Below are 18,707 nucleotides of genomic sequence, written 5' to 3' on the forward strand. Positions count from 1 at the left end.
TTAATTCACTATAGTGTATAGGAGGTTTACATGATTTCAGCAAATGAAACTATAAGTAGAAATATTAAAAGAATTCGGCAAGAAAGAAATCTTACATTGGATGATTTAGCTGTGTTAACTGGTGTTAGTAAGAGTATGCTAAGTGAAATTGAACGTTGCACAAAAAGTCCCACAATATCTGTGCTTGAAAAAATATGTAATGGAATTAATGTTCCACTGGCTCAACTTACGTATATTGAAACGCCTCAAGTATCAATTACCACAAATGATACAGTTAAACACTATTCAGCATGGGATGGATTTGAATTATTTGTTTTGTTTGAATTTGACCCTGATAAAAAGTTTGAAATATTTCGTCATGTAATTGCTCCAAATTCTGAACGTTCATCCGAGTACCATGAATCAGGTATAAGAGAGTATATTATTTGCACAAAGGGCGTTTTTAGCGTACAAGTTGGAGACAAAACATTTCATTTACAAGAAGGTGAGGCAATACAATTTCTTGCTAATTGCAGCCATAAATATTTGAACTCAACAGACAAAGATGTAAACATTATTATGATTCTATACCATGAATAAAAGGGGGATTCTGTTATGAATAACTATGTTAAAAGAGTAATCAAGTTGATATTTGGACTGTTTTTATATTCACTGGGCTCTTTTTTAACCATACAGGCTAACATTGGCTTAGCCCCTTGGGAAGCATTCAGCATGGGTGGATCCTATCTGACTCACCTCTCCTATGGCAATATTGTTGTCATTACTGGCTTAATTATCATTATTATTGATTTTGCACTGAAAGAAAAAATTGGGTTTGGTACAATTCTCAATGCTATACTGATAGGAAAGTTTGTTGATTTGATTCAATTTACCAATATTATTCCCAAAATGTCCAATCTTGGACTTGGCTTACTAATGCTCCTTTTGGGGCAAGTTGTTATCTGCATTGGAAGCTATTTTTATATTGGTTCATCTCTCGGGTGTGGCCCCCGTGATGCACTCATGGTTGCACTTGGAAAGCGTATGTTAAAACTACCTATAGGGGCAGTACGAGGTTTGCTAGAAGGTACTGTTCTTATTATTGGCTGGCTACTAGGTGCAAAGGTCGGCATAGGCACAGCAATATATGTATTCGGAATAGGATTTATTCTGCAGTTTACATTTAAATTACTACACTTTGATGTGAAAAATATCGAGCATGAGAGTATATCTGATACAATTAAAGTTGTTAATGTCATCAAAGCATAAATAGTTGTCTCTCATCATTTTACTAATGTCTAAATATCGTGAATTTAAAATTTATAAACTTAATCAAATAAATCACATAGAGTTCTTTTTAACTTTGTAACTTCCCTTAAAACAGTGCTTCCATTCTCACCTAGCCTATGCGTACTTAATATGGTAATTTCATAAGGGGCTACTGTAGGAGATACTGATAAATATTCTTTGTAGTAGCCATCAACTGCATTTTGTAAGATTGGCAATAGTATATTCATAGACGCAACTTTTTTCTTGAATTATTAGTCGTAGTATAAGGCTCTAACAATACAAACTCTACATTTAATTTTATGATTTAGCTTATAATATCTTAAAGGTTGTATTAACCGCAAAATTCAAGATTAATACAACCTTTAAGAATATTTCGTTCTTTAAAATAACTATCTTAAGAAACGTAGTAAATAGTATATCTATCACCAAGTTCCTTTTGTACCTTCTCTAATAACTCCATACCATTTTTGTTGTGATTCTGTGAAATTTCATAGATATGTTCCCGTTCATCAAGTACTGTTTTAGAATAATCATTAACCCAATTCATTAGTTCATGCTTTAATTCTTCTGATAAAAGAATATCGTTCAAATTAAGATTACAACCACATTTCTCACACCAAATTGGATCTGTATAAAAATCTGCTTCGAGTATTAAATTATAAGTTTCTTCCTTACAAAGGCACTTCACAAAACTCATACTTTTATTTTTGGTGTCCCACTTTAAGTTTTTACCCCAATCTTTCCACTCATCTTTTAATTTACTAATAAGCCATCCTCCACCAAATGTAATACTTTCTTCATGAGACTTATATATTATCCAGTTCATAGTGTCATCAAACCAAAATCCTTCATTATACATAAAATAATCATCACTTTGCCATAAGCTATAATTTAAAATATTATCTATCTCATATGTTAATCCATGCTCCCTAAATTCATATAACTTGACTACACCATTTTCTTTTAAAATTGATTTTATTAAACTTATTTTTGTTTCCTTATTAATATAATCTGAATCAAAAGAAATAACATCATCCCTTCTACATTTTTCAAGTGGATACCAATACTGTTTTTTTATGTCCCATGTAGATTTTAGTTTTTCTAGGATATCCTTTTTCGTTATATTATTTAACGTGTTTTTCATCGTATTACTCCCTCTTTTTCCTAGTTATAAATCAAGATTCTGTAGCTATCACAAAAATTAAATATTACAATAGCTACACTTAATCCTTGAAGTACGACATAAAAATACCATAAAATTCAGATTTTGAATAATACGGTTCTCCAGTAAATTGTTCGGTTTTATAGTTGTAACGTTAAATAAGAAAAATATGTATTTAAAAATTCTACTTATTAAGTAAAGTTAATTACTTATCTTCGTGAAAATATTCATATGCATACTGTTCTATTTCACCATTTGTTCCGTAGTTAGACCAAGATTCTCTACCTTTAACCCAACTTCGGTATCTTCTGCATTGCTAAAATATAGTTTCATCATATTATTCTTCTATTTTATTTGATTTGTCTAATAGTTCATCCACATATTCTTTTTCTGATAGTACATATTCAGGGAAATGATGACTACCGGACCATAACTGACCAATATAAAGAGTCATTAACAATATGATTGTTTTGATATCATTATGGTCAACTAAATTTGCCTTTATTAAGATTTCCTCTGAATTATAGTATTCTATCTTATCAATATTCTTACAGTAGAATAATTTATTAAATTCACATTATCACCTCATGTAATGGTAGTTCATAATCTTTTACCACTATGACACTGTTTAAGAATATTGTGCATTAATTTTATTCGTTTATTATTTTTTAACCTATCTGTTGTAACTTATTCATCCACCAATCTTTATCAAAATATAAATGTCTAACTGGAACTATAACGATATATTCACTGTTCACTTCTATAATCTGAGATGTGCCTGTATATACTAAATCTATATATAAATTAAATGGTTTAACTTTCCTTTGCACTATGTTTTCAAACTCATTAATATATTTATGGATTCTTTCATTACCAAATCCTTCAAGATATGAAAGTGCATTTTTGCCTCCACCAACCATTTCCCACCATTCTATAAAAGGTTGCCATGAATTTTTACAGTATTCTCTTAATTCATAATATGGAAATTCAGAGAAACTAGGTGGATTGAACATATTATTCGTTAAATCAAACTCTTGTTTTAAAATAACTTTTTTACCCCTATCATTAATCATAGAATTAAACCATTCATTCCATTGTTCTTTTAGTAAAGATAATGATTCAGTTAATTTATTAATCTCACATTTAGGAGGCCAAAGTTTATTATTACTTACTTCATCAACATCATCTATCAATCCATATAAACAACCGGTAAAAAGAGCAAAATTTAACGACAAATCACTCGATTCTACTATTCTCCAAGATTCAGTTCTTTCTGTACACATACTAATTCTCCTTAACTACTTTAATTCGTCATAAATTACGATTCTCAATTATTTACTGGTAATTATATCATGATTTTCAAACTAATTCATTAAGTCTAATTAAACACCATATTATTCAATTCTCAAAGAGCATTGCTCCTATTTCCAATTTCAATAGTTATGTCGCATCATAATCATGATGAGTGGATATATGTAATGTCTTAGTATCCATCTAACACCAAACTCTACCTGATTTAACTCAATAGACTGGAACTAGATTTTTAACATTCATATTAAAAGCAAATACTGGATTATTTTCCTTGTCTTTTATTATGATACGTTCTTTAAATTTATTTGAACTAATACTGTACTCCAAATCTATATTAGGATAAACATTAGAGAATTTAATGGTAGGTGAGATATTTTTTAAGGTTTGCTTCTTACATTTTCAGCTTCAAGATATTTTCGGGGCTTAAGAGATATCAACTTTGCAAACACACTTTATGCTATACATATTTATTGCTATGTAAGTTAAAATAAAATAAAACAGAAGACATTTTAAGTGTAAGTAATAAATTAAATAATCAACTTGTCTGAAGAGCGTCACTTTATAGAAAAGGAGGCCCTAAAAATGAAAAAGTTAAAAATTTTATCTCTGTTATATTCGGTACTGTTGATTTCTTTTCTTATTCCCAATAAAGCAATAGCAGCTTCCCCTACAGTAAATAGGTTGTATGGACAAAATCGATATGAAACAAACTTATCCATACTTAAAAATGGCTGGTCTAATGCTGAAAATGTAGTAATAGCTAACGGTGAAAATTATCCTGATGCACTTTGTGCTGCTCCTTTAGCAAAGGCTAAAAATGCTCCTATAATTCTTACCTCTAAAGATGGACTTACAAGTTCAGTTATTAGTGAACTATCTAGGCTTAAAACTAAAAACGCCTATATAATTGGAGGAACTGGGGTAATCTCTAGTGAAGTGGAAAATCAGCTAAAAGACTTAGGGATAAACTCAGTTAGATTTGCAGGTTCCAACAGATATGAAACCTCAGTAAGAATTGCAGAGCAGATTGGTACAGAAAATGGAATAGTAGTAGCTTCAGGTGAAAACTTCCCTGATGCTCTAAGCATTGCACCTATAGCAGCACAAAAAGGTATGCCTATTTTGCTTTCTTCTAAAGCATCACTACCAAGTGAAGTTAGTTCATATTTACAAGGCAAAGATATACCTGTTTCCTATGTAGTAGGAGGACTTGGAGCAATTAGTTCTGATATTAAATCCTCACTAAAAAATCCAATACGTTTGAGTGGTATGAATAGATATGAAACTAATATAAAAGTAATTAGCCAATTTGAAGATTCCTTAAACTTTGAGTCCCTATATTTGGCTTCTGCTCAAAACTTTCCAGATGCTCTTTCTGGTAGTGCACTTGCTGCTAATTCAAATTCTCCTATTGTACTTATAGATAATAGTGTTTCGGAGGCTTCTTCTGACTACCTGAAAGATGTTAACTCTAAAACTTTAAACATACTTGGCGGTACTGGAGGAATAAATGGAAATACTGAAACTTCTTTGAGGGATATGGTGAAATTTCTAAAAATCACTACTGTAGACGATATATCTGATTTAGCTTTTGTAGGAGAAGATTATCACTTTCCATCTACTGCACTTGCAACCTTTGAGGACTCCTCTACTAAACTTGTACCTATAAAATGGAATTCAAGTACTGTTGATACTTCTAAGCCTTCAAACTATACCTTTGAAGGTACTGTAGCTGGATATGATAAAAAAATACAATTGACATTAAAAGTTATAGAAGAAACGGGGAAAATTAACGGGAATCTAGGAACCGGTGGTAAGTTCGCTTATTACAAAAATAATCTGTACTTTGCAAACATAGAAGATAACGACAAAATTTACAGAATTGAAAGCTCCTCTAACAAAATGGCTAAAATAAATGATGATAGCGCAGCCTACATTAATATTGTAAAAGATCATATTTACTATATCAATTTTGGCAAAGTATATAAAATGAACCTTGATGGCTCTGAAAAAATAAAATTAATCGATGATGCTAGTGGAGATTTCGTAGTAGATGGAGACTGGATATACTATAGCTACAAGGATCCTACTACTTCTGCTTTTTATAAAATTAATACTGATGGCACAAACAAAACAAAACTAAGTGATAATGAAGCGTCATATATAAACATTGTTTCCGATTATATTTACTATTGTAATAAATCTGATGGTAATTCAATTTACAAAATAAAATTAGATGGAAGTGAAAGAACAAAAATCAGCAGTGATAACTCATACTCTATTAATGTTGTAGATGGTTGGATATATTATTTGGCAGCTGAAGGTGTTGCTAACCAAAATGGTCAACAAATTAAAATTTATAAAATTAGAACTGATGGCACAGAGAGAACAAAAGTCTCTGAAGATTGGGGAAACAGTTTGAATGTTTATGGAGAGTGGATATATTATAGTAACCGTTCTAATGGAGATAAGTTGTATAAAATACGCAAAGACGGCACTAATAAGACATTACTTGCAGACAACAGAACTTCAGGAATTAATATAATTGGTTACTGGATTTTCTATGATTGCCTAGATTATAACAGCACTCGTTTTGCAATAAGACTTGATGGAAGTTCAAATATGCGATTCGGAATACCAGTTATATATGAAAATGAATCAAACAATAACCTATCTTCAGCAAATGACCTTAATCCAGCTGTAGGCTTTGGTGATTCAAAACAAATTGTTGGGCATCTTAAAGGTAGTGATGTAGATTACTTTAAAGCTACAACTCCTATACTTAGTAAACCTTATTATCTACATGTAGTTTTCACCTCACCTAATATAGGAAGTAATTCTACAATAACCTTTATGGATGAACATGGAGATACAATTTATAGTGTTCAAACTTCCTATAATGGAACTGCTTCTTTTTCAATTGATTTACCTACAGATTCGCCTATACAAAGAACATACTACATTAAGGTTTCTTCACCTAATGGATCATTGATAGAAAATGGCGATTATAGTATATTGACATGGTATGAATATCATTCTTAAACTCTAAAGTAGCCATAACTAACTGTTGTGGCTACTCTTTTTTCAGTGCTACAGTCTTTTCTAAGTTACCTATTCTCCCGCAGCATATCTTTAATTATACCTGAAAGCTCGTTTATACTCAAAGTCAGTGCTTCTAGCTTATTTTCAAATCTAACAAGTAGGTATATGGACACCGCTATGGGAAATCCTAAATTACCTATTGTTGTTAAAAGGTTTGTATTCACTTTCATCGCCATCCTTATCAATTATGAAGAATTTTTACTACAGAAACTCCCTTTAAGTAATATATATGGGCCCATAGATAGAGTAGGCAGTAATTATTAAAAACTAATATCTAACTCATCCTATAATTATTCTCCTTCCCCTCAATCTCCACAATAAAATCCTTGCACATCTCAATAATCCTGCTCCCTACCCCTTCATCAAAATGCAGAAGTCTTTCCGTTGTAAACTCCGAAGAAATAATCATAGGCAGGTTATTCATATACCTATAATTTACTATCTCAAACACAATATTTAGGTCACTCTCATTAATCTTCCCCTTAAATAAATCATCAATAATAAGTACCTCCGCAAGCCTGTACCTTCTTATAGAGCTTGCATAAAACTCTTCATCTAAAATATTCTGCTTTAATCTTAAAATCTCATCTCTGTAAGACATATAAACTACACAGATTCCTTTAGCTAGTAGATTTAATCCTATCGCAAAACTTAAGTGAGACTTTCCTGAACCTACTTGTCCTAAAAATGCGATACTGTTTTTCCTTGTTCCTCTTATATCCTTAAAACTCTTAAAATACCCCCTAGCTGACTCTTTAGCTTTTTCTGTTACGTTGTTATAAACCTTATAATTACCAAAGGTAAGCCTATTTTTCTCTTTTTCTAAGCCTGAGTTTTTCCATAGAACAGAGGCTTTGTCCACCTCCTTACACTTACAGAAAACTATTATGTCTTGATATATGAATATTTTCCTTATCAAAAGCAAAAGACCTAACAGAACTTATTCCATTAGATCTTATTACAAAATACTATTTTTAATCTTCTCTCTCCAAAGCCTCTATTAGATTTGGTATAACCTCGTACAAGTCCCCGACAATTCCATAGTGGGCAATCTTAAAAATAGGTGCATCCTTATCCTTATTTATAGCCACTATACAGTCTGCTGAATTCATACCAGCTAAGTGCTGAATAGCTCCCGATATACCACAAGCTATGTACAGCTTTGGTCTAACAGTTCTTCCTGTTTGTCCTACTTGATGGCTTTGGTCAATCCAACCAGCATCAACAGCACCACGGGAAGAACCGACTTCACCCTTTAGGGCATCTGCAAGCTTTTGAATAAGCTCAAATCCTTCTTTATTTCCTAAGCCTCTTCCACCAGATACTATAACTTCAGCATCTTCTAGTGAAACCTGCTTTTTGTTTTTCTTTATAATCTCTATTATTTCTGTATTCCTGTCCTTTTCTCTTAACTCAAAAGCTATTTTTTCAATTTTTCCGCTTCTATTTGAATCAAATTTTGCTTTTTCCATTACCCCTGGTCTTACAGTTGACATCTGTGGTCTATGAGATGTGCAAACTATTGTTGCCATTATGTTTCCGCCAAAGGCTGGTCTTGTCATCAAAAGATTTTTATCTTCTTCACTTATGTCTAAGCTTGTGCAATCTGCTGTTAATCCAGTTTTTATTCTTCCTGCAAGTCTTGGTGCTAAATCTCTGCCAATAGAAGTTGCTCCTATTAAAACTATTTCAGGTTTTCTTTCTTCAATCAATCTAGTTATTGTTCTTGTGTAAACTTCAGTGGTGTATACTTCTAAAAATTTGTCTTCTACAGAAAGTACACTATCTGCTCCATGCTGCACTAATTCCTTTGATAATGAATCTAATTTATCTCCTAATAAAACTGCTGTAAGCTCTACATTTAATTTGTCTGCTAGCTTTCTTCCTTCTCCAAGTAATTCAAAGGAAACATTTAATATTTTTCCTTCTCTTTGTTCAGCAAATACCCATACGCCTTTATAATCCTTTATATCCATAACTCTATCCTCCTTCTGTTACTTTAGTCCAATTTCTTTGATTTTTCCTGCAAGTACACATGAAGCCTCTTCTACATTTCCTGTAATAATCTCTCCTTTAAACTGGACAGAAGGAGTAAAGGACTTTTTCACATTAGTTGGAGAACCTTTTAGTCCTATGCTGCTTTTATCTACTTCTATATCATTTATGTTCCATACTGTGATTTTCTTCTCTCTAAATGCACTATATATTCCCTTAATAGAAGGATATCTAGGAACATTTAATTCCTTAATAGCAGTTAAAACCACAGGCATCTTTGATTTTATAACGTAGTAGCCATCTTCAATTGCTCTTTTTGCTATTACCGAGCTATCTTTTATTTCTAATTCGCTTACATAAGTAATTTGAGGCAAATCTAAGTGTTCCGCAATTTCTGGTCCAACCTGTGCAGTATCACCATCTATCGCTTGCCTACCACAGAATATTATGTCATAATTACCTATTTTCTTTAAAGCAGAAGCCAGTATTACAGAAGTTCCCCAGGTGTCAGACCCACCAAACTGCCTGTCACTAAGCAAAATTGCCTCGTCTGCTCCCATAGATAAAGCTTCTCTTAAGGCAATTTCCGCTTGCGGTGGGCCCATGCTTAATACCGTTACAGTAACATCTTCATATTTATCCTTGATTTTTAAAGCTTCTTCTAGAGCATTTTTATCATCAGGATTTATTATGCTGGGAACTCCTTCTCTTATAAGTGTTCCCTTTACTGGGTCTATTCTTACCTCGTTAGTATCTGGAACCTGTTTTATACAAACTATAATATTCATATCTCTCACCTCTTATCCTAATATACTTCTTGAAATAACCATCTTTTGCACTTCTGAGGTGCCTTCATATATCTCAGTTATTTTTGCATCTCTCATCATTCTCTCCATTGGATAGTCCTTCATATACCCATAGCCACCATGAAGCTGTACTGCTTCTGTTGTAACGTACATCGCAGTTTCTGAGGCAAATAGTTTAGCCATAGCAGCATCCTTACCCATTGGTTTACCTTCATCTAATTTTTCTGCTGCATTATATACTAAGAGTCTAGCAGCATTTACTCTTGTCTCCATATCTGCAAGCTTCCATTGAAGTCCCTGAAATACAGCTAAAGGTTTTCCAAACTGCTCTCTTTGTCTTAAGTATGTTACAGTTTCATCTATAGCTCCTTGTGCAATACCTACTGCCTGTGCAGCCATAGCAACTCTTCCTCCGTCTAAAGCCTGCATAGCAATTTTAAAGCCTTGTCCTTCTTTTCCTACAAGATTTTCCTTTGGAATAACACAGTCTTTAAATATTAATTCTGAAGTATCAGAAGCTCTTATTCCCATTTTGTCTTCTTTCTTTCCAATAGAGAACCCTTCAAAGCCTCTTTCAACTATAAAGGCACTTATTCCTTTATTACCCTTTGATTTATCAGTCATTGCAAGAACAATGTATATGCCAGCTTCTCCACCATTTGTTATGAAGCATTTTTGCCCATTTAAAATATAGTTGTCTCCTTTTAGAACGGCCTTACTATTTTGGCTAGCTGAGTCTGTACCAGCATTAGGTTCAGTTAACGCGAAAGCTCCTATTTGCTTTCCTTCTAATAATGGTCTCAAATATTTTCCCTTTTGCTCTTCGTTTCCATATTTCATTAAAATCCAGCCAGGTATATTATGAACAGCTAAAATTGCGGCAGTTGAAGCACATTTTTTTGCTATTTCCTCTATACACATAGCAAACACATATTCATTTTGTCCTGCTCCACCGTATTCTACAGGAAAAGGCATACCTAGCATATTTAATTCAGCCATTTTCTTTAAATTTTCTCTTGGAAATTTTGCCGTCTCATCTATTTCAGCTGCAATTGGTGCAATTTCATTCTTAGTAAATTCTTTAACTGTTTTTAATATCATTTCTTGTTCTTGCGTTAAATTGAACCCCATTTACTTCCCTCCTTAAAATCAATTGGACAGTCGACAATTGTCCACTGTCCAGTATATTATTCTGAAATATTAACTTTTAGAACTACTTCTTCTCTACCTTACTTTGTAGACTCATAAGTGGCTATAAACTCTGTACACAAAATTGGTTTTTCTAAAACATCTATAGCACTTGGTTGCTCAAAAATCTGTGGATCGTATGCTACTTTGAAAGTTCTGCATTGAATCTTTCTTTTATTTCCTTCGACTCCGATAAGTCTACCTACTAATTCAAGATAGTCTCCTGCAAAAATAGAATTATACAATCTTATATTATCAAAGCCTATACATTTTCCTTCATTGCCATCATTCATAATCATTATTCTTGTAGCAACATCTCCCATTAAAGTTATTGAACGGGAACCGTTTACTACACCACCACCATAAAAAACATCCTTTGTTGACATTCTTAAACGCATTCTAGTTTCACAATCTCTTTCTGGTTTTTCAAAAGCCATTATTATTTCCCCCAATCATCTTTAATTAAATTATTATTCTACTTCTGCCCATGGATCTTCTACTATACCATCTGGTTGAGCTCCCCTTTGAAGGTTTTTCTTAACTACAAGTATTGAATAACCTTCTCCGCATAATACTGGCGGGTCCAAAACATCAACTTCATTTTCCGCTGCATCTGGTTTTCCATTACGCTTTGCTTGTGTAGCAATCTTATATGTTTCAAGCTTGCAAGTACGAGAGGTATTTCCTACCTTAACCATAGTTGCCTTAAAATCAACCTGATCCCCAACATAAAGTTCGTGATAAAACTTAACATCATGATATCCTAAACATAAGGATTCATCCCCATCATTTAAAATCATAAGCTCAGTTTCAGCATCTCCCCAAATGTCTAACTGTCTTCCTACTGGTACTACATCTCCAAGATTATTTGCATCTGCTGGTGTCATTTTGTAACTTAATATTGACTCCTGTCTCATATAAACTTACCTCCTAAAATTTTATCGATTTATCGCACTAAAGTTTTTGCTTATAATTAGACCTTCATAGACTTTTAAATTACATAATCCTCCTTCATACGCTGTAAATCCTCTTTACTTATTCCAAGTCTTCCATACACTTCCTCATTATGTTGTCCAAGTAACGGTGCTGGTGTATCTATTGTAGCTGGAGTTCTTGAAAGCTTAACCGGTGTTCCTTGGAAATACATTTCACCTATAGTTGGATGATTCATACGAACCATCATTTCTCTAGCTTGAATTTGAGGATGATTAATAGCTTCATTCATATCCAAAACTGGTCCACATGGTATCCCCGCATTATCAAACATATCTTCTAATTCCTTCTTTGTTTTATCCTTAGCCCATGCAGCAATAATATTTTTTAATTCTGGATCATAATTCTTACATCTTAAGTCATTAGTTAAGAATTTTTCATGATCTATTAAATCAGGTCTTCCTATTACATTACAGAACTTAGACCATAGCTTATCATTACCAACCCCTACGGCTACATAACCATCTTCAACTTTATAAACATCAAAAGGAGCTATAGACGGATCTATATTTCCTTGTCTTTGTGGAACTTCACCTGTCATTGTATTTATTACAATAGCATTTTCTAAAATAGAGAATATTGTATCTAACATTGCTACATCTACAGTTTGTCCCATTCCTGTTCTTTCTCTATTGAAAAGAGCCATTAAAACACCTACACATAAATATATACCAGTAACGTTATCAGCTACAGATGGGCCAACCTTCACTGGAGGAGCATCAGGAAACCCTGTTAAGTTAACCATACCTCCCATAGATTGAGCTACTATGTCATAGCAAGGTCTATTGTATATAGGTCCATATTGACCAAATCCTGACCCTGAAGCTAATATTATCTTAGGATTAATTTCTCTTAAGTTATCATAGTCAATACCTAACTTTTTCATGACACCTGGCCTATAGTTTTCTACTACTACATCTGCATCTTTTACCATCTCTAAAAATATTTTTTTACCTTCTTCAGTTTTTAAATTTAGGGTGACTCCTTTTTTGTTTCTATTCAAGAAAGCATAGAAACCGCTTTCTCCGCTTTTGGGGTCAATTGGTCCCCATGTTCTACATTGATCTCCTGCTGGACTCTCAATTTTAATTACTTCTGCCCCATTGTCTGCTAAAAGAGTAGTACAAAATGGTCCATTGTACGCGTGTGTTAAATCAAGCACTTTTACCCCTTCTAAAGCTTTTCCCATTAAATCATCCCCTATTCTTTATTAATTTTCTGGATTTAAATAATTTTTATGTTCTTTTTTAGTAAAAAAGAACATAACTTGTGCAAATATTAACAAATATCTGCACTTAATTAACAATATGCTATAAGTATTTCCCCCAAATACTGTTATAGCAAATTGAGTGCCAATACATTTAGTTCTTTTAACAGCTGATTTTATTTACTATGATGTGAACTTTTTATCTATATTGTGAAGTTTATTTCACAAAAATAATGAAAAAATTTTCACTTAGGTCAATATATACTATATACTCGTTATAACTATTAGTAGAAAATGAACGTAATGGGTTCTTTAATTCATTATTATCAGAACTATAGCTAAAAGGTAGCATAAAAAGTATACTAACCTTTATGCTACCTTAAAGTTTACATATTAAACTTAAGCATCTTCCTCAACATTTGTCATATCAACCTCTGTAATCTCCCCATTTTCTTCAGGTGAAAGTAAAGAATCTTTATCGCTTTTCATCATATAAGTATAAATAATCATTCCTAGTATAAATCCTACAATCCATCCACCATCAGCTACTAGGCTTAAGCTTGGTATAAATTTTCCTAGTATAGGGATTATCGCTGCTAATATCCATGCATATATTGCTTTTGGATTTAATCCATTTTTGTACCAGTATCTTCCGCTGCCTGCAGCAAATAAAGATTTTACATCTACTAGCTTTTTACGGTGAATATAATAATCAGCAATGTATATACCTGCTAGTGGCCCTAAAAGTATTCCATAAGTTCCAAGCCATCCAAATATATAAGCTGATGCACTGGATAGGAGTTTCCAAGGCATAATTGCTACACCTACTGCGCCAGTAATAATAGTTGCTTTCTTAAATGATATCTTTTGAGGATTAAGGTTAGAAATATCATTTGATGTTGCCACAGCATTAGCTGCTACGTTAGTATTTGTAGTTGCTATCATTATACCTAAACAACCTATAATTGCTGCTATGGGACTGTCCATTCTAGTGATAACTTGAACAGGATCCCAAATAAATTCTCCATAGAGCACCCTAGTTGCACCTGTAACAAATACCCCTACGAAAGAAAATGCAACCATTGTTAAAGGTAATCCAAATAACTGTCCCCTAAACTGATCTTTTTGACTTCTTGCAAATCTACTAAAGTCAGGTATATTAAGCGCTAGCGTTGCCCAGAATGCTATATTGGCAGTTAAGCTCTTTAAAAATACTACCCAAAATGAAGTTGGCTTATTAGCCACAGGCATATTTAATATATCTGAAACACCTTTCCCCATTGCAGCTACAGAAGTATAAGCCCAAAACATAAGTGCTAAGGATACTGTTACAAGTATTGGAACAGTCCATGCCTGCATAAATTTTATTGTTTCTGGTCCTCTGTACACAATAGCAACATTTAAAATCCAAAATAAGAAGAATGATACCCAAACTCCGCTGTGCCAGTTGCCCCAAGCTGGAATTAGTGTAGATAAAATTGTATTTATTGCCTCTCCTCCAAGCCAACATTGGATTCCGAACCAGCCTGCACCTACTATAGCCCTTGCCATAGCTGCAATGTTTGAACCCCATACACCAAAAGATAATCTAGCAAATACAGGATATGGTATTCCATATTTTGTTCCTGCATGTGAATTAAGCTGCATCGGTATTAGAACTATTAAATTTCCAAGGGCAATATTTATAAGTGCTTGCCACCACGTAAGTCCTCCAGCCATTATCCCAGCTGCCATCATATATGTCGGTATGCAAAGACACATACTTACCCAAAGTGCTGTAATATTATAAGTACTCCAAGTTCTTTGTTTAATCTTTGTAGCTGCTAAATCATCATTATAGTATCTACTAGTCCTTACGCTATCCACAGCTGCATCTGTCATCTCATAAAGCCCATTGACTTCTCTTTGAGTTTTTATCGTTTTAGACATATATACACTCTCCCTGAAAATTTTTATTAAATTTATTTAAGCAGTTCAAGTACGTCTTTTTATTGATCTCCAACTTAAATCATCATATTTTGTATATATTAATCTTTACTTTATCCGATGACTACCCGCTCTAATACTCCCTGTTCTTTAAACAGTACGTTTCGAGCGGCTACGTCCCTGGATTGGTTCAACTAATAATCAGGTGGAGTTAAAATCCCATCTGATTCAAGTTTCACTTTATGTGCTTCTTTTCTTCGATAGAGTGTACTTCAAAGTTAATTTTGCGGCTTCGTAACTGGTCTTAACTTATTGTTAAATTAATACTTAATGTTACTTCTACCAAACCTGCAATATCTAAAACGTCACGAATTTTATTCTGTCTAAAAATCATTACAAATTTTATTTATAATTCAATAGGTTTGTTTTATTAATCTATCTTTTAAACACTTATGACCTGAGCATTCCCGTACTATAAATAGAGTTCTTGTTTTTTGTTATTGAAGAAATTTTAAGCCTGTAGCTACAAATTGTAATTATCATTTTAAATGATTTTTCAATGGATATATCAAGCATTCTATCCGTCGAAGATATGGACATAATATGACATTGATTTGTAATCTCTCATTAGATTTAATTGTAACGTTTTCATTTCTGTAAGCACTTCGCTACTATTAATGTGTTAAGAGTAGAACATCTTTATTTTTCTTTTTATTTCACCACCTTTTTACTTAAAGATTAACTATAGTAATAATTAGTCTATTTTTGATTGCATAGTCGGATCTTTGGCAATCCCTCCTTAATCATATTTTATAATACTTTTTTAATACAAGTATTACATTGATATATTTTATTATCATATAAAACAAAAAATAACTGACTGATAAAATTTATTTTATCGTCAGCTGATACAAAAATAACTAATTATGTATAACTTTTCTTAGGGCTTTTCTTCTTCTTTCACCCACTTATTACAAATTTAATCAAAATATGTTATACTCAAATTATTAGAACTATTTATCACAATTCAAAATAAGAGGTGCAAAAATGAAAACAATTTTCTACTTATTATCATTAATTTCGGGATTTTGTATAGCAACTCAGGTGGCAGTTAACGGAAAACTTCGGTCTAATATTGGTGACCCTACTTTAACTTCGTTCATTAGTTTTACAATAGGGGCTATTGGACTTGCCGTTGCTTACTTTATTTCTGTCTCCCTCGGTGGACAAGCAAAACCTACTTGGGAGAATTTTAAAAGTGCAAGCTGGTGGATGTGGACTGGTGGATTATTCGGAGCATTTTATGTGTTTACAACTATACTAGCACCACCCAAGATAGGTTTTGCAAATATGATTAGCTTAGTTATAGGCGGTCAATTACTACTTACTGTAATTTTTGATCATTTTGGAGCATTTGGTATAGCATTACATCAAATAACTCCATTAAGAGCAGTTGGTGTTGTACTATTAGTAATAGGTGTCTATATTATTCAAACTCATTAATATAGATAAATAAATCCAAAGTTAGACTTATCCGCCAGGATATATTGTCAGTTCTTCGGCACTATAAATACTTTTTTATGATTCTAAAGCTCGAATTTGAGAAAAGCCAAGAAGATTTGCTAACTCGCTTACGCTCAGACAATCAAATCTTCTAAGCTTTTCTCAAATTCTACGCTAAGAATCGTTAAAAAAGTATTTAAATGTGCTTTCATAACCGACAATATATCCTTCTGAATAAGTCTAACTTTTAATTGGTTTATCTATGTATCCCGGTATGTAAGTCTATAACTCTATTTTATTCATATCTTAAAGCATCTATAGGGTCAAGCTCTGCTGCCTTTTTAGCTGGATATATTCCAAAAAATATTCCCACTGCCGATGAAAATAGTATAACTCCTAGTATCACAGTTGGAGACACTATTGGTGTTATACCTGCAAAACTTCCAATAAAATATGATCCCATAATACCTATAATCATTCCTATTATACCACCTATGAGAGAGATAATTACCGATTCCGTTAAGAACTGCATAAGTATGTTTCTGGTTGTGGCTCCTATTGCTTTTCTTATACCTATCTCCCTAGTTCTCTCTGTTACAGAAACAAGCATTATATTCATAACACCAATACCACCTACCATTAAGGATATTGCAGCTACAGCTCCAATAAAAGCTGTAAAAATTCCTAATACCTTATTGATTTGATCAAGCTGCTTAAGGAGACTTTCTGCACTATATATTTCCCTACCAGCATTGTTATGCCTGTTCTCTAAGATATTTATTGCTCCAGTTCCAGCATTCTCACTATCTTCTTTTGAAACAGCAACTACAACTATAGAGTCAATAAGATTTTCACTTGGGTATAACTCTTGAACAAATGTCGCCGGGGCCGATATCATTGCAGGAATGTTTTCATCTGCTCCCCCTCCAAACATACCCATCTGACTTTTTGATACACCAACAACAGTAGCTTTCTTAGGAAAAATTTTAGCACCTAGGTTAACACTTTTTCCAGTAGAATCTTCATAACCAAATAGCGCTTTCGAAGTAATATTATCTATCACTATCAATGCCTTTCCCTCTAAATATTCCGCATCATTGAAGTATCTACCATATAACAGTTCTGTATTGCCTATATTTACATACTCATCATTAACTCCTGTTATAAATGCTCTTTTTGACTTAACATCTGAACTTACAACCCCTTGCTTTTGCAAAGTAGGTGAAACATATTTTACTGTAGGAATTCGCTCTTTAATCTGTTTCACATCATTTAAAGTTATATAATCACTTTTATCTGCCTTTTGAGGATTTACTTTGATATTTACAGATGCTGCACCAATTTTTTCGAATTCGCCTGTAATAGCACTTTGACCTCCTTGCCCCAAGGAAACTATTGCAATAACAGAACTTATCCCTATAATAATTCCAAGCATTGTGAGAAAAGATCTCATTTTATTTGCTTTTACACTTTCAACTGCTATTTTAAAATTTTCTTTAATATTCATATTTATGCTACCTTTTCTCCTTCCCTTCTATGCTTCTATTATTAGTCTGTTTTTCACTTCTTCATCACTAACTATTGCTCCATCTTTAAATCTTACTATTCTTTTAGTGTATTTTGCCACATCCGGTTCGTGTGTAACCATTATTATAGTAGAACCTTCATTATTTAAATCTTCAAAAATTTTGAGTATTTCTAAAGTAGATTTAGTATCTAAATTTCCAGTAGGTTCATCTGCCATGATAACCGCAGGATTATTGACTATCGCTCTTGCTATAGCAACCCTCTGCTTCTGCCCACCGGAGATCTCATTAGGTTTATGTTTTACCCTTTCAATCAAACCAACTTTTTCAAGGGCTCTCATAGATTTTTCTTTTCTTTCTTTTTCTGAAATACCGGCATAAATCATAGGTAATTCTACATTTTCTAGAATTGTCATACGCGGAAGTAGGTTAAATGCTTGAAAAACAAATCCTATCTCTTTATTTCTTATTTTTGCAAGTTCTTCGTCCTTTAAATTAGTTATATCCTTGTTATTTAATACATAACTTCCTTCATCCATTTTATCTAAACATCCTAAAATATTCATAAAGGTTGATTTTCCTGAACCTGAAGGACCCATTATAGAAGTATACTCACCTTTTTTAATCTTAAGACTGACAGCTTTTAAGGCTTTAAAATTTATTTCCCCTGTTTTATATGTTTTAACTATATCCTTTACTTCAAGCATAAATATATCTCC

At 32.8% G+C, this 18,707-nt stretch carries 18 protein-coding genes; 4 read left to right on the plus strand and 14 right to left on the minus strand.

What is annotated here, in order from left to right; translation table 11 throughout:
* Window positions 1-30: 30 nt before the first annotated feature.
* Both AC0N0V_RS14555 and AC0N0V_RS14560 read left to right on the plus strand, forming a co-directional pair.
* On the plus strand, window positions 31-579 hold the full coding sequence (locus AC0N0V_RS14555; RefSeq protein WP_474458762.1) for a helix-turn-helix domain-containing protein: 549 nt from the start codon (window positions 31-33) through the stop codon (window positions 577-579).
* A 15-nt stretch (window positions 580-594) separates the two neighbouring features.
* Complete coding sequence (locus tag AC0N0V_RS14560) at window positions 595-1,248, plus strand: YczE/YyaS/YitT family protein (RefSeq protein ID WP_474458763.1); 654 nt, start codon at window positions 595-597, stop codon at window positions 1,246-1,248.
* A 59-nt stretch (window positions 1,249-1,307) separates the two neighbouring features.
* On the opposite strand, the gene AC0N0V_RS14565 is transcribed toward AC0N0V_RS14560, so the two are convergent.
* The 3 genes from AC0N0V_RS14565 to AC0N0V_RS14575 all read right to left on the minus strand — a co-directional run bounded on the left by AC0N0V_RS14565 (window position 1,308) and on the right by AC0N0V_RS14575 (window position 3,714).
* Window positions 1,308-1,496 (minus strand): hypothetical protein, encoded by a 189-nt coding sequence (locus AC0N0V_RS14565; RefSeq protein ID WP_474458764.1) that lies wholly within the window; start codon window positions 1,494-1,496, stop codon window positions 1,308-1,310.
* A gap of 167 nt (window positions 1,497-1,663) precedes the next feature.
* On the minus strand, window positions 1,664-2,413 hold the full coding sequence (locus AC0N0V_RS14570) for a hypothetical protein (protein WP_474458765.1): 750 nt from the start codon (window positions 2,411-2,413) through the stop codon (window positions 1,664-1,666).
* Between the two features lie 686 nt (window positions 2,414-3,099).
* Entirely contained in the window at window positions 3,100-3,714 is a 615-nt protein-coding gene (locus tag AC0N0V_RS14575) for a hypothetical protein (protein ID WP_474458766.1), read from the minus strand.
* Window positions 3,715-4,324: 610 nt separating this feature from the next.
* On the opposite strand from AC0N0V_RS14575, the gene AC0N0V_RS14580 reads away from it, so the two are divergent.
* Window positions 4,325-6,784, plus strand: coding sequence for a DUF5050 domain-containing protein (locus tag AC0N0V_RS14580; RefSeq protein ID WP_474458767.1), 2,460 nt, complete (start codon window positions 4,325-4,327; stop codon window positions 6,782-6,784).
* A gap of 65 nt (window positions 6,785-6,849) precedes the next feature.
* Here the strand turns inward: AC0N0V_RS14580 and AC0N0V_RS14585 are convergent, their stop codons facing one another.
* The 9 genes from AC0N0V_RS14585 to AC0N0V_RS14625 all read right to left on the minus strand — a co-directional run bounded on the left by AC0N0V_RS14585 (window position 6,850) and on the right by AC0N0V_RS14625 (window position 14,962).
* Window positions 6,850-7,014 (minus strand): YvrJ family protein, encoded by a 165-nt coding sequence (locus AC0N0V_RS14585; RefSeq protein WP_474464545.1) that lies wholly within the window; start codon window positions 7,012-7,014, stop codon window positions 6,850-6,852.
* Window positions 7,015-7,118: 104 nt separating this feature from the next.
* Window positions 7,119-7,763 carry an ATP-binding protein gene (locus AC0N0V_RS14590; protein WP_474458768.1) on the minus strand — a complete coding sequence of 215 codons (645 nt, stop codon included), beginning with the start codon at window positions 7,761-7,763 and terminating at the stop codon, window positions 7,119-7,121.
* A 55-nt stretch (window positions 7,764-7,818) separates the two neighbouring features.
* A complete protein-coding gene (locus tag AC0N0V_RS14595; protein WP_474458769.1) occupies window positions 7,819-8,820 on the minus strand; it encodes an electron transfer flavoprotein subunit alpha/FixB family protein in 1,002 nt (333 codons plus the stop codon).
* Window positions 8,821-8,838: 18 nt separating this feature from the next.
* Window positions 8,839-9,627: an electron transfer flavoprotein subunit beta gene (locus AC0N0V_RS14600; protein ID WP_474458770.1), complete on the minus strand. Its 789-nt coding sequence runs from the start codon at window positions 9,625-9,627 to the stop codon at window positions 8,839-8,841.
* Between the two features lie 12 nt (window positions 9,628-9,639).
* Complete coding sequence (locus tag AC0N0V_RS14605; RefSeq protein WP_474458772.1) at window positions 9,640-10,776, minus strand: acyl-CoA dehydrogenase; 1,137 nt, start codon at window positions 10,774-10,776, stop codon at window positions 9,640-9,642.
* Window positions 10,777-10,874: 98 nt separating this feature from the next.
* Complete coding sequence (locus AC0N0V_RS14610) at window positions 10,875-11,270, minus strand: hotdog fold domain-containing protein (protein WP_474458773.1); 396 nt, start codon at window positions 11,268-11,270, stop codon at window positions 10,875-10,877.
* Between the two features lie 33 nt (window positions 11,271-11,303).
* Window positions 11,304-11,750: a hotdog fold domain-containing protein gene (locus AC0N0V_RS14615; protein WP_474458774.1), complete on the minus strand. Its 447-nt coding sequence runs from the start codon at window positions 11,748-11,750 to the stop codon at window positions 11,304-11,306.
* A gap of 74 nt (window positions 11,751-11,824) precedes the next feature.
* Window positions 11,825-13,015 (minus strand): CaiB/BaiF CoA transferase family protein, encoded by a 1,191-nt coding sequence (locus tag AC0N0V_RS14620; RefSeq protein WP_474458775.1) that lies wholly within the window; start codon window positions 13,013-13,015, stop codon window positions 11,825-11,827.
* A 417-nt stretch (window positions 13,016-13,432) separates the two neighbouring features.
* On the minus strand, window positions 13,433-14,962 hold the full coding sequence (locus tag AC0N0V_RS14625; RefSeq protein ID WP_474458776.1) for an NCS1 family nucleobase:cation symporter-1: 1,530 nt from the start codon (window positions 14,960-14,962) through the stop codon (window positions 13,433-13,435).
* A 1,044-nt stretch (window positions 14,963-16,006) separates the two neighbouring features.
* Here AC0N0V_RS14625 and AC0N0V_RS14630 point away from each other — a divergent pair.
* Window positions 16,007-16,462 carry a DMT family transporter gene (locus AC0N0V_RS14630; RefSeq protein WP_474458777.1) on the plus strand — a complete coding sequence of 152 codons (456 nt, stop codon included), beginning with the start codon at window positions 16,007-16,009 and terminating at the stop codon, window positions 16,460-16,462.
* Window positions 16,463-16,757: 295 nt separating this feature from the next.
* On the opposite strand, the gene AC0N0V_RS14635 is transcribed toward AC0N0V_RS14630, so the two are convergent.
* Together AC0N0V_RS14635 and AC0N0V_RS14640 are read right to left on the minus strand one after the other, a co-directional pair.
* Window positions 16,758-17,969 (minus strand): ABC transporter permease, encoded by a 1,212-nt coding sequence (locus AC0N0V_RS14635; protein ID WP_474458778.1) that lies wholly within the window; start codon window positions 17,967-17,969, stop codon window positions 16,758-16,760.
* A 27-nt stretch (window positions 17,970-17,996) separates the two neighbouring features.
* On the minus strand, window positions 17,997-18,695 hold the full coding sequence (locus AC0N0V_RS14640; protein ID WP_474458779.1) for an ABC transporter ATP-binding protein: 699 nt from the start codon (window positions 18,693-18,695) through the stop codon (window positions 17,997-17,999).
* Window positions 18,696-18,707: the final 12 nt, after the last annotated feature.

It is taken from the genome of Clostridium sp. CS1-1, assembly GCF_056135525.1.

Bases quoted from the DNA above. Each gene is read 5' to 3' on its own strand.
- AC0N0V_RS14555 (WP_474458762.1), top strand. From the start codon at position 31: ATGATTTCAGCAAATGAAACTATAAGTAGAAATATTAAAAGAATTCGG.
- AC0N0V_RS14560 (WP_474458763.1), top strand. From the start codon at position 595: ATGAATAACTATGTTAAAAGAGTAATCAAGTTGATATTTGGACTGTTT.
- AC0N0V_RS14565 (WP_474458764.1), bottom strand. From the start codon at position 1,496: ATGAATATACTATTGCCAATCTTACAAAATGCAGTTGATGGCTACTAC.
- AC0N0V_RS14570 (WP_474458765.1), bottom strand. From the start codon at position 2,413: ATGAAAAACACGTTAAATAATATAACGAAAAAGGATATCCTAGAAAAA.
- AC0N0V_RS14575 (WP_474458766.1), bottom strand. From the start codon at position 3,714: ATGTGTACAGAAAGAACTGAATCTTGGAGAATAGTAGAATCGAGTGAT.
- AC0N0V_RS14580 (WP_474458767.1), top strand. From the start codon at position 4,325: ATGAAAAAGTTAAAAATTTTATCTCTGTTATATTCGGTACTGTTGATT.
- AC0N0V_RS14585 (WP_474464545.1), bottom strand. From the start codon at position 7,014: ATGAAAGTGAATACAAACCTTTTAACAACAATAGGTAATTTAGGATTT.
- AC0N0V_RS14595 (WP_474458769.1), bottom strand. From the start codon at position 8,820: ATGGATATAAAGGATTATAAAGGCGTATGGGTATTTGCTGAACAAAGA.
- AC0N0V_RS14600 (WP_474458770.1), bottom strand. From the start codon at position 9,627: ATGAATATTATAGTTTGTATAAAACAGGTTCCAGATACTAACGAGGTA.
- AC0N0V_RS14605 (WP_474458772.1), bottom strand. From the start codon at position 10,776: ATGGGGTTCAATTTAACGCAAGAACAAGAAATGATATTAAAAACAGTT.
- AC0N0V_RS14610 (WP_474458773.1), bottom strand. From the start codon at position 11,270: ATGGCTTTTGAAAAACCAGAAAGAGATTGTGAAACTAGAATGCGTTTA.
- AC0N0V_RS14615 (WP_474458774.1), bottom strand. From the start codon at position 11,750: ATGAGACAGGAGTCAATATTAAGTTACAAAATGACACCAGCAGATGCA.
- AC0N0V_RS14620 (WP_474458775.1), bottom strand. From the start codon at position 13,015: ATGGGAAAAGCTTTAGAAGGGGTAAAAGTGCTTGATTTAACACACGCG.
- AC0N0V_RS14625 (WP_474458776.1), bottom strand. From the start codon at position 14,962: ATGTCTAAAACGATAAAAACTCAAAGAGAAGTCAATGGGCTTTATGAG.
- AC0N0V_RS14630 (WP_474458777.1), top strand. From the start codon at position 16,007: ATGAAAACAATTTTCTACTTATTATCATTAATTTCGGGATTTTGTATA.
- AC0N0V_RS14635 (WP_474458778.1), bottom strand. From the start codon at position 17,969: ATGAATATTAAAGAAAATTTTAAAATAGCAGTTGAAAGTGTAAAAGCA.
- AC0N0V_RS14640 (WP_474458779.1), bottom strand. From the start codon at position 18,695: ATGCTTGAAGTAAAGGATATAGTTAAAACATATAAAACAGGGGAAATA.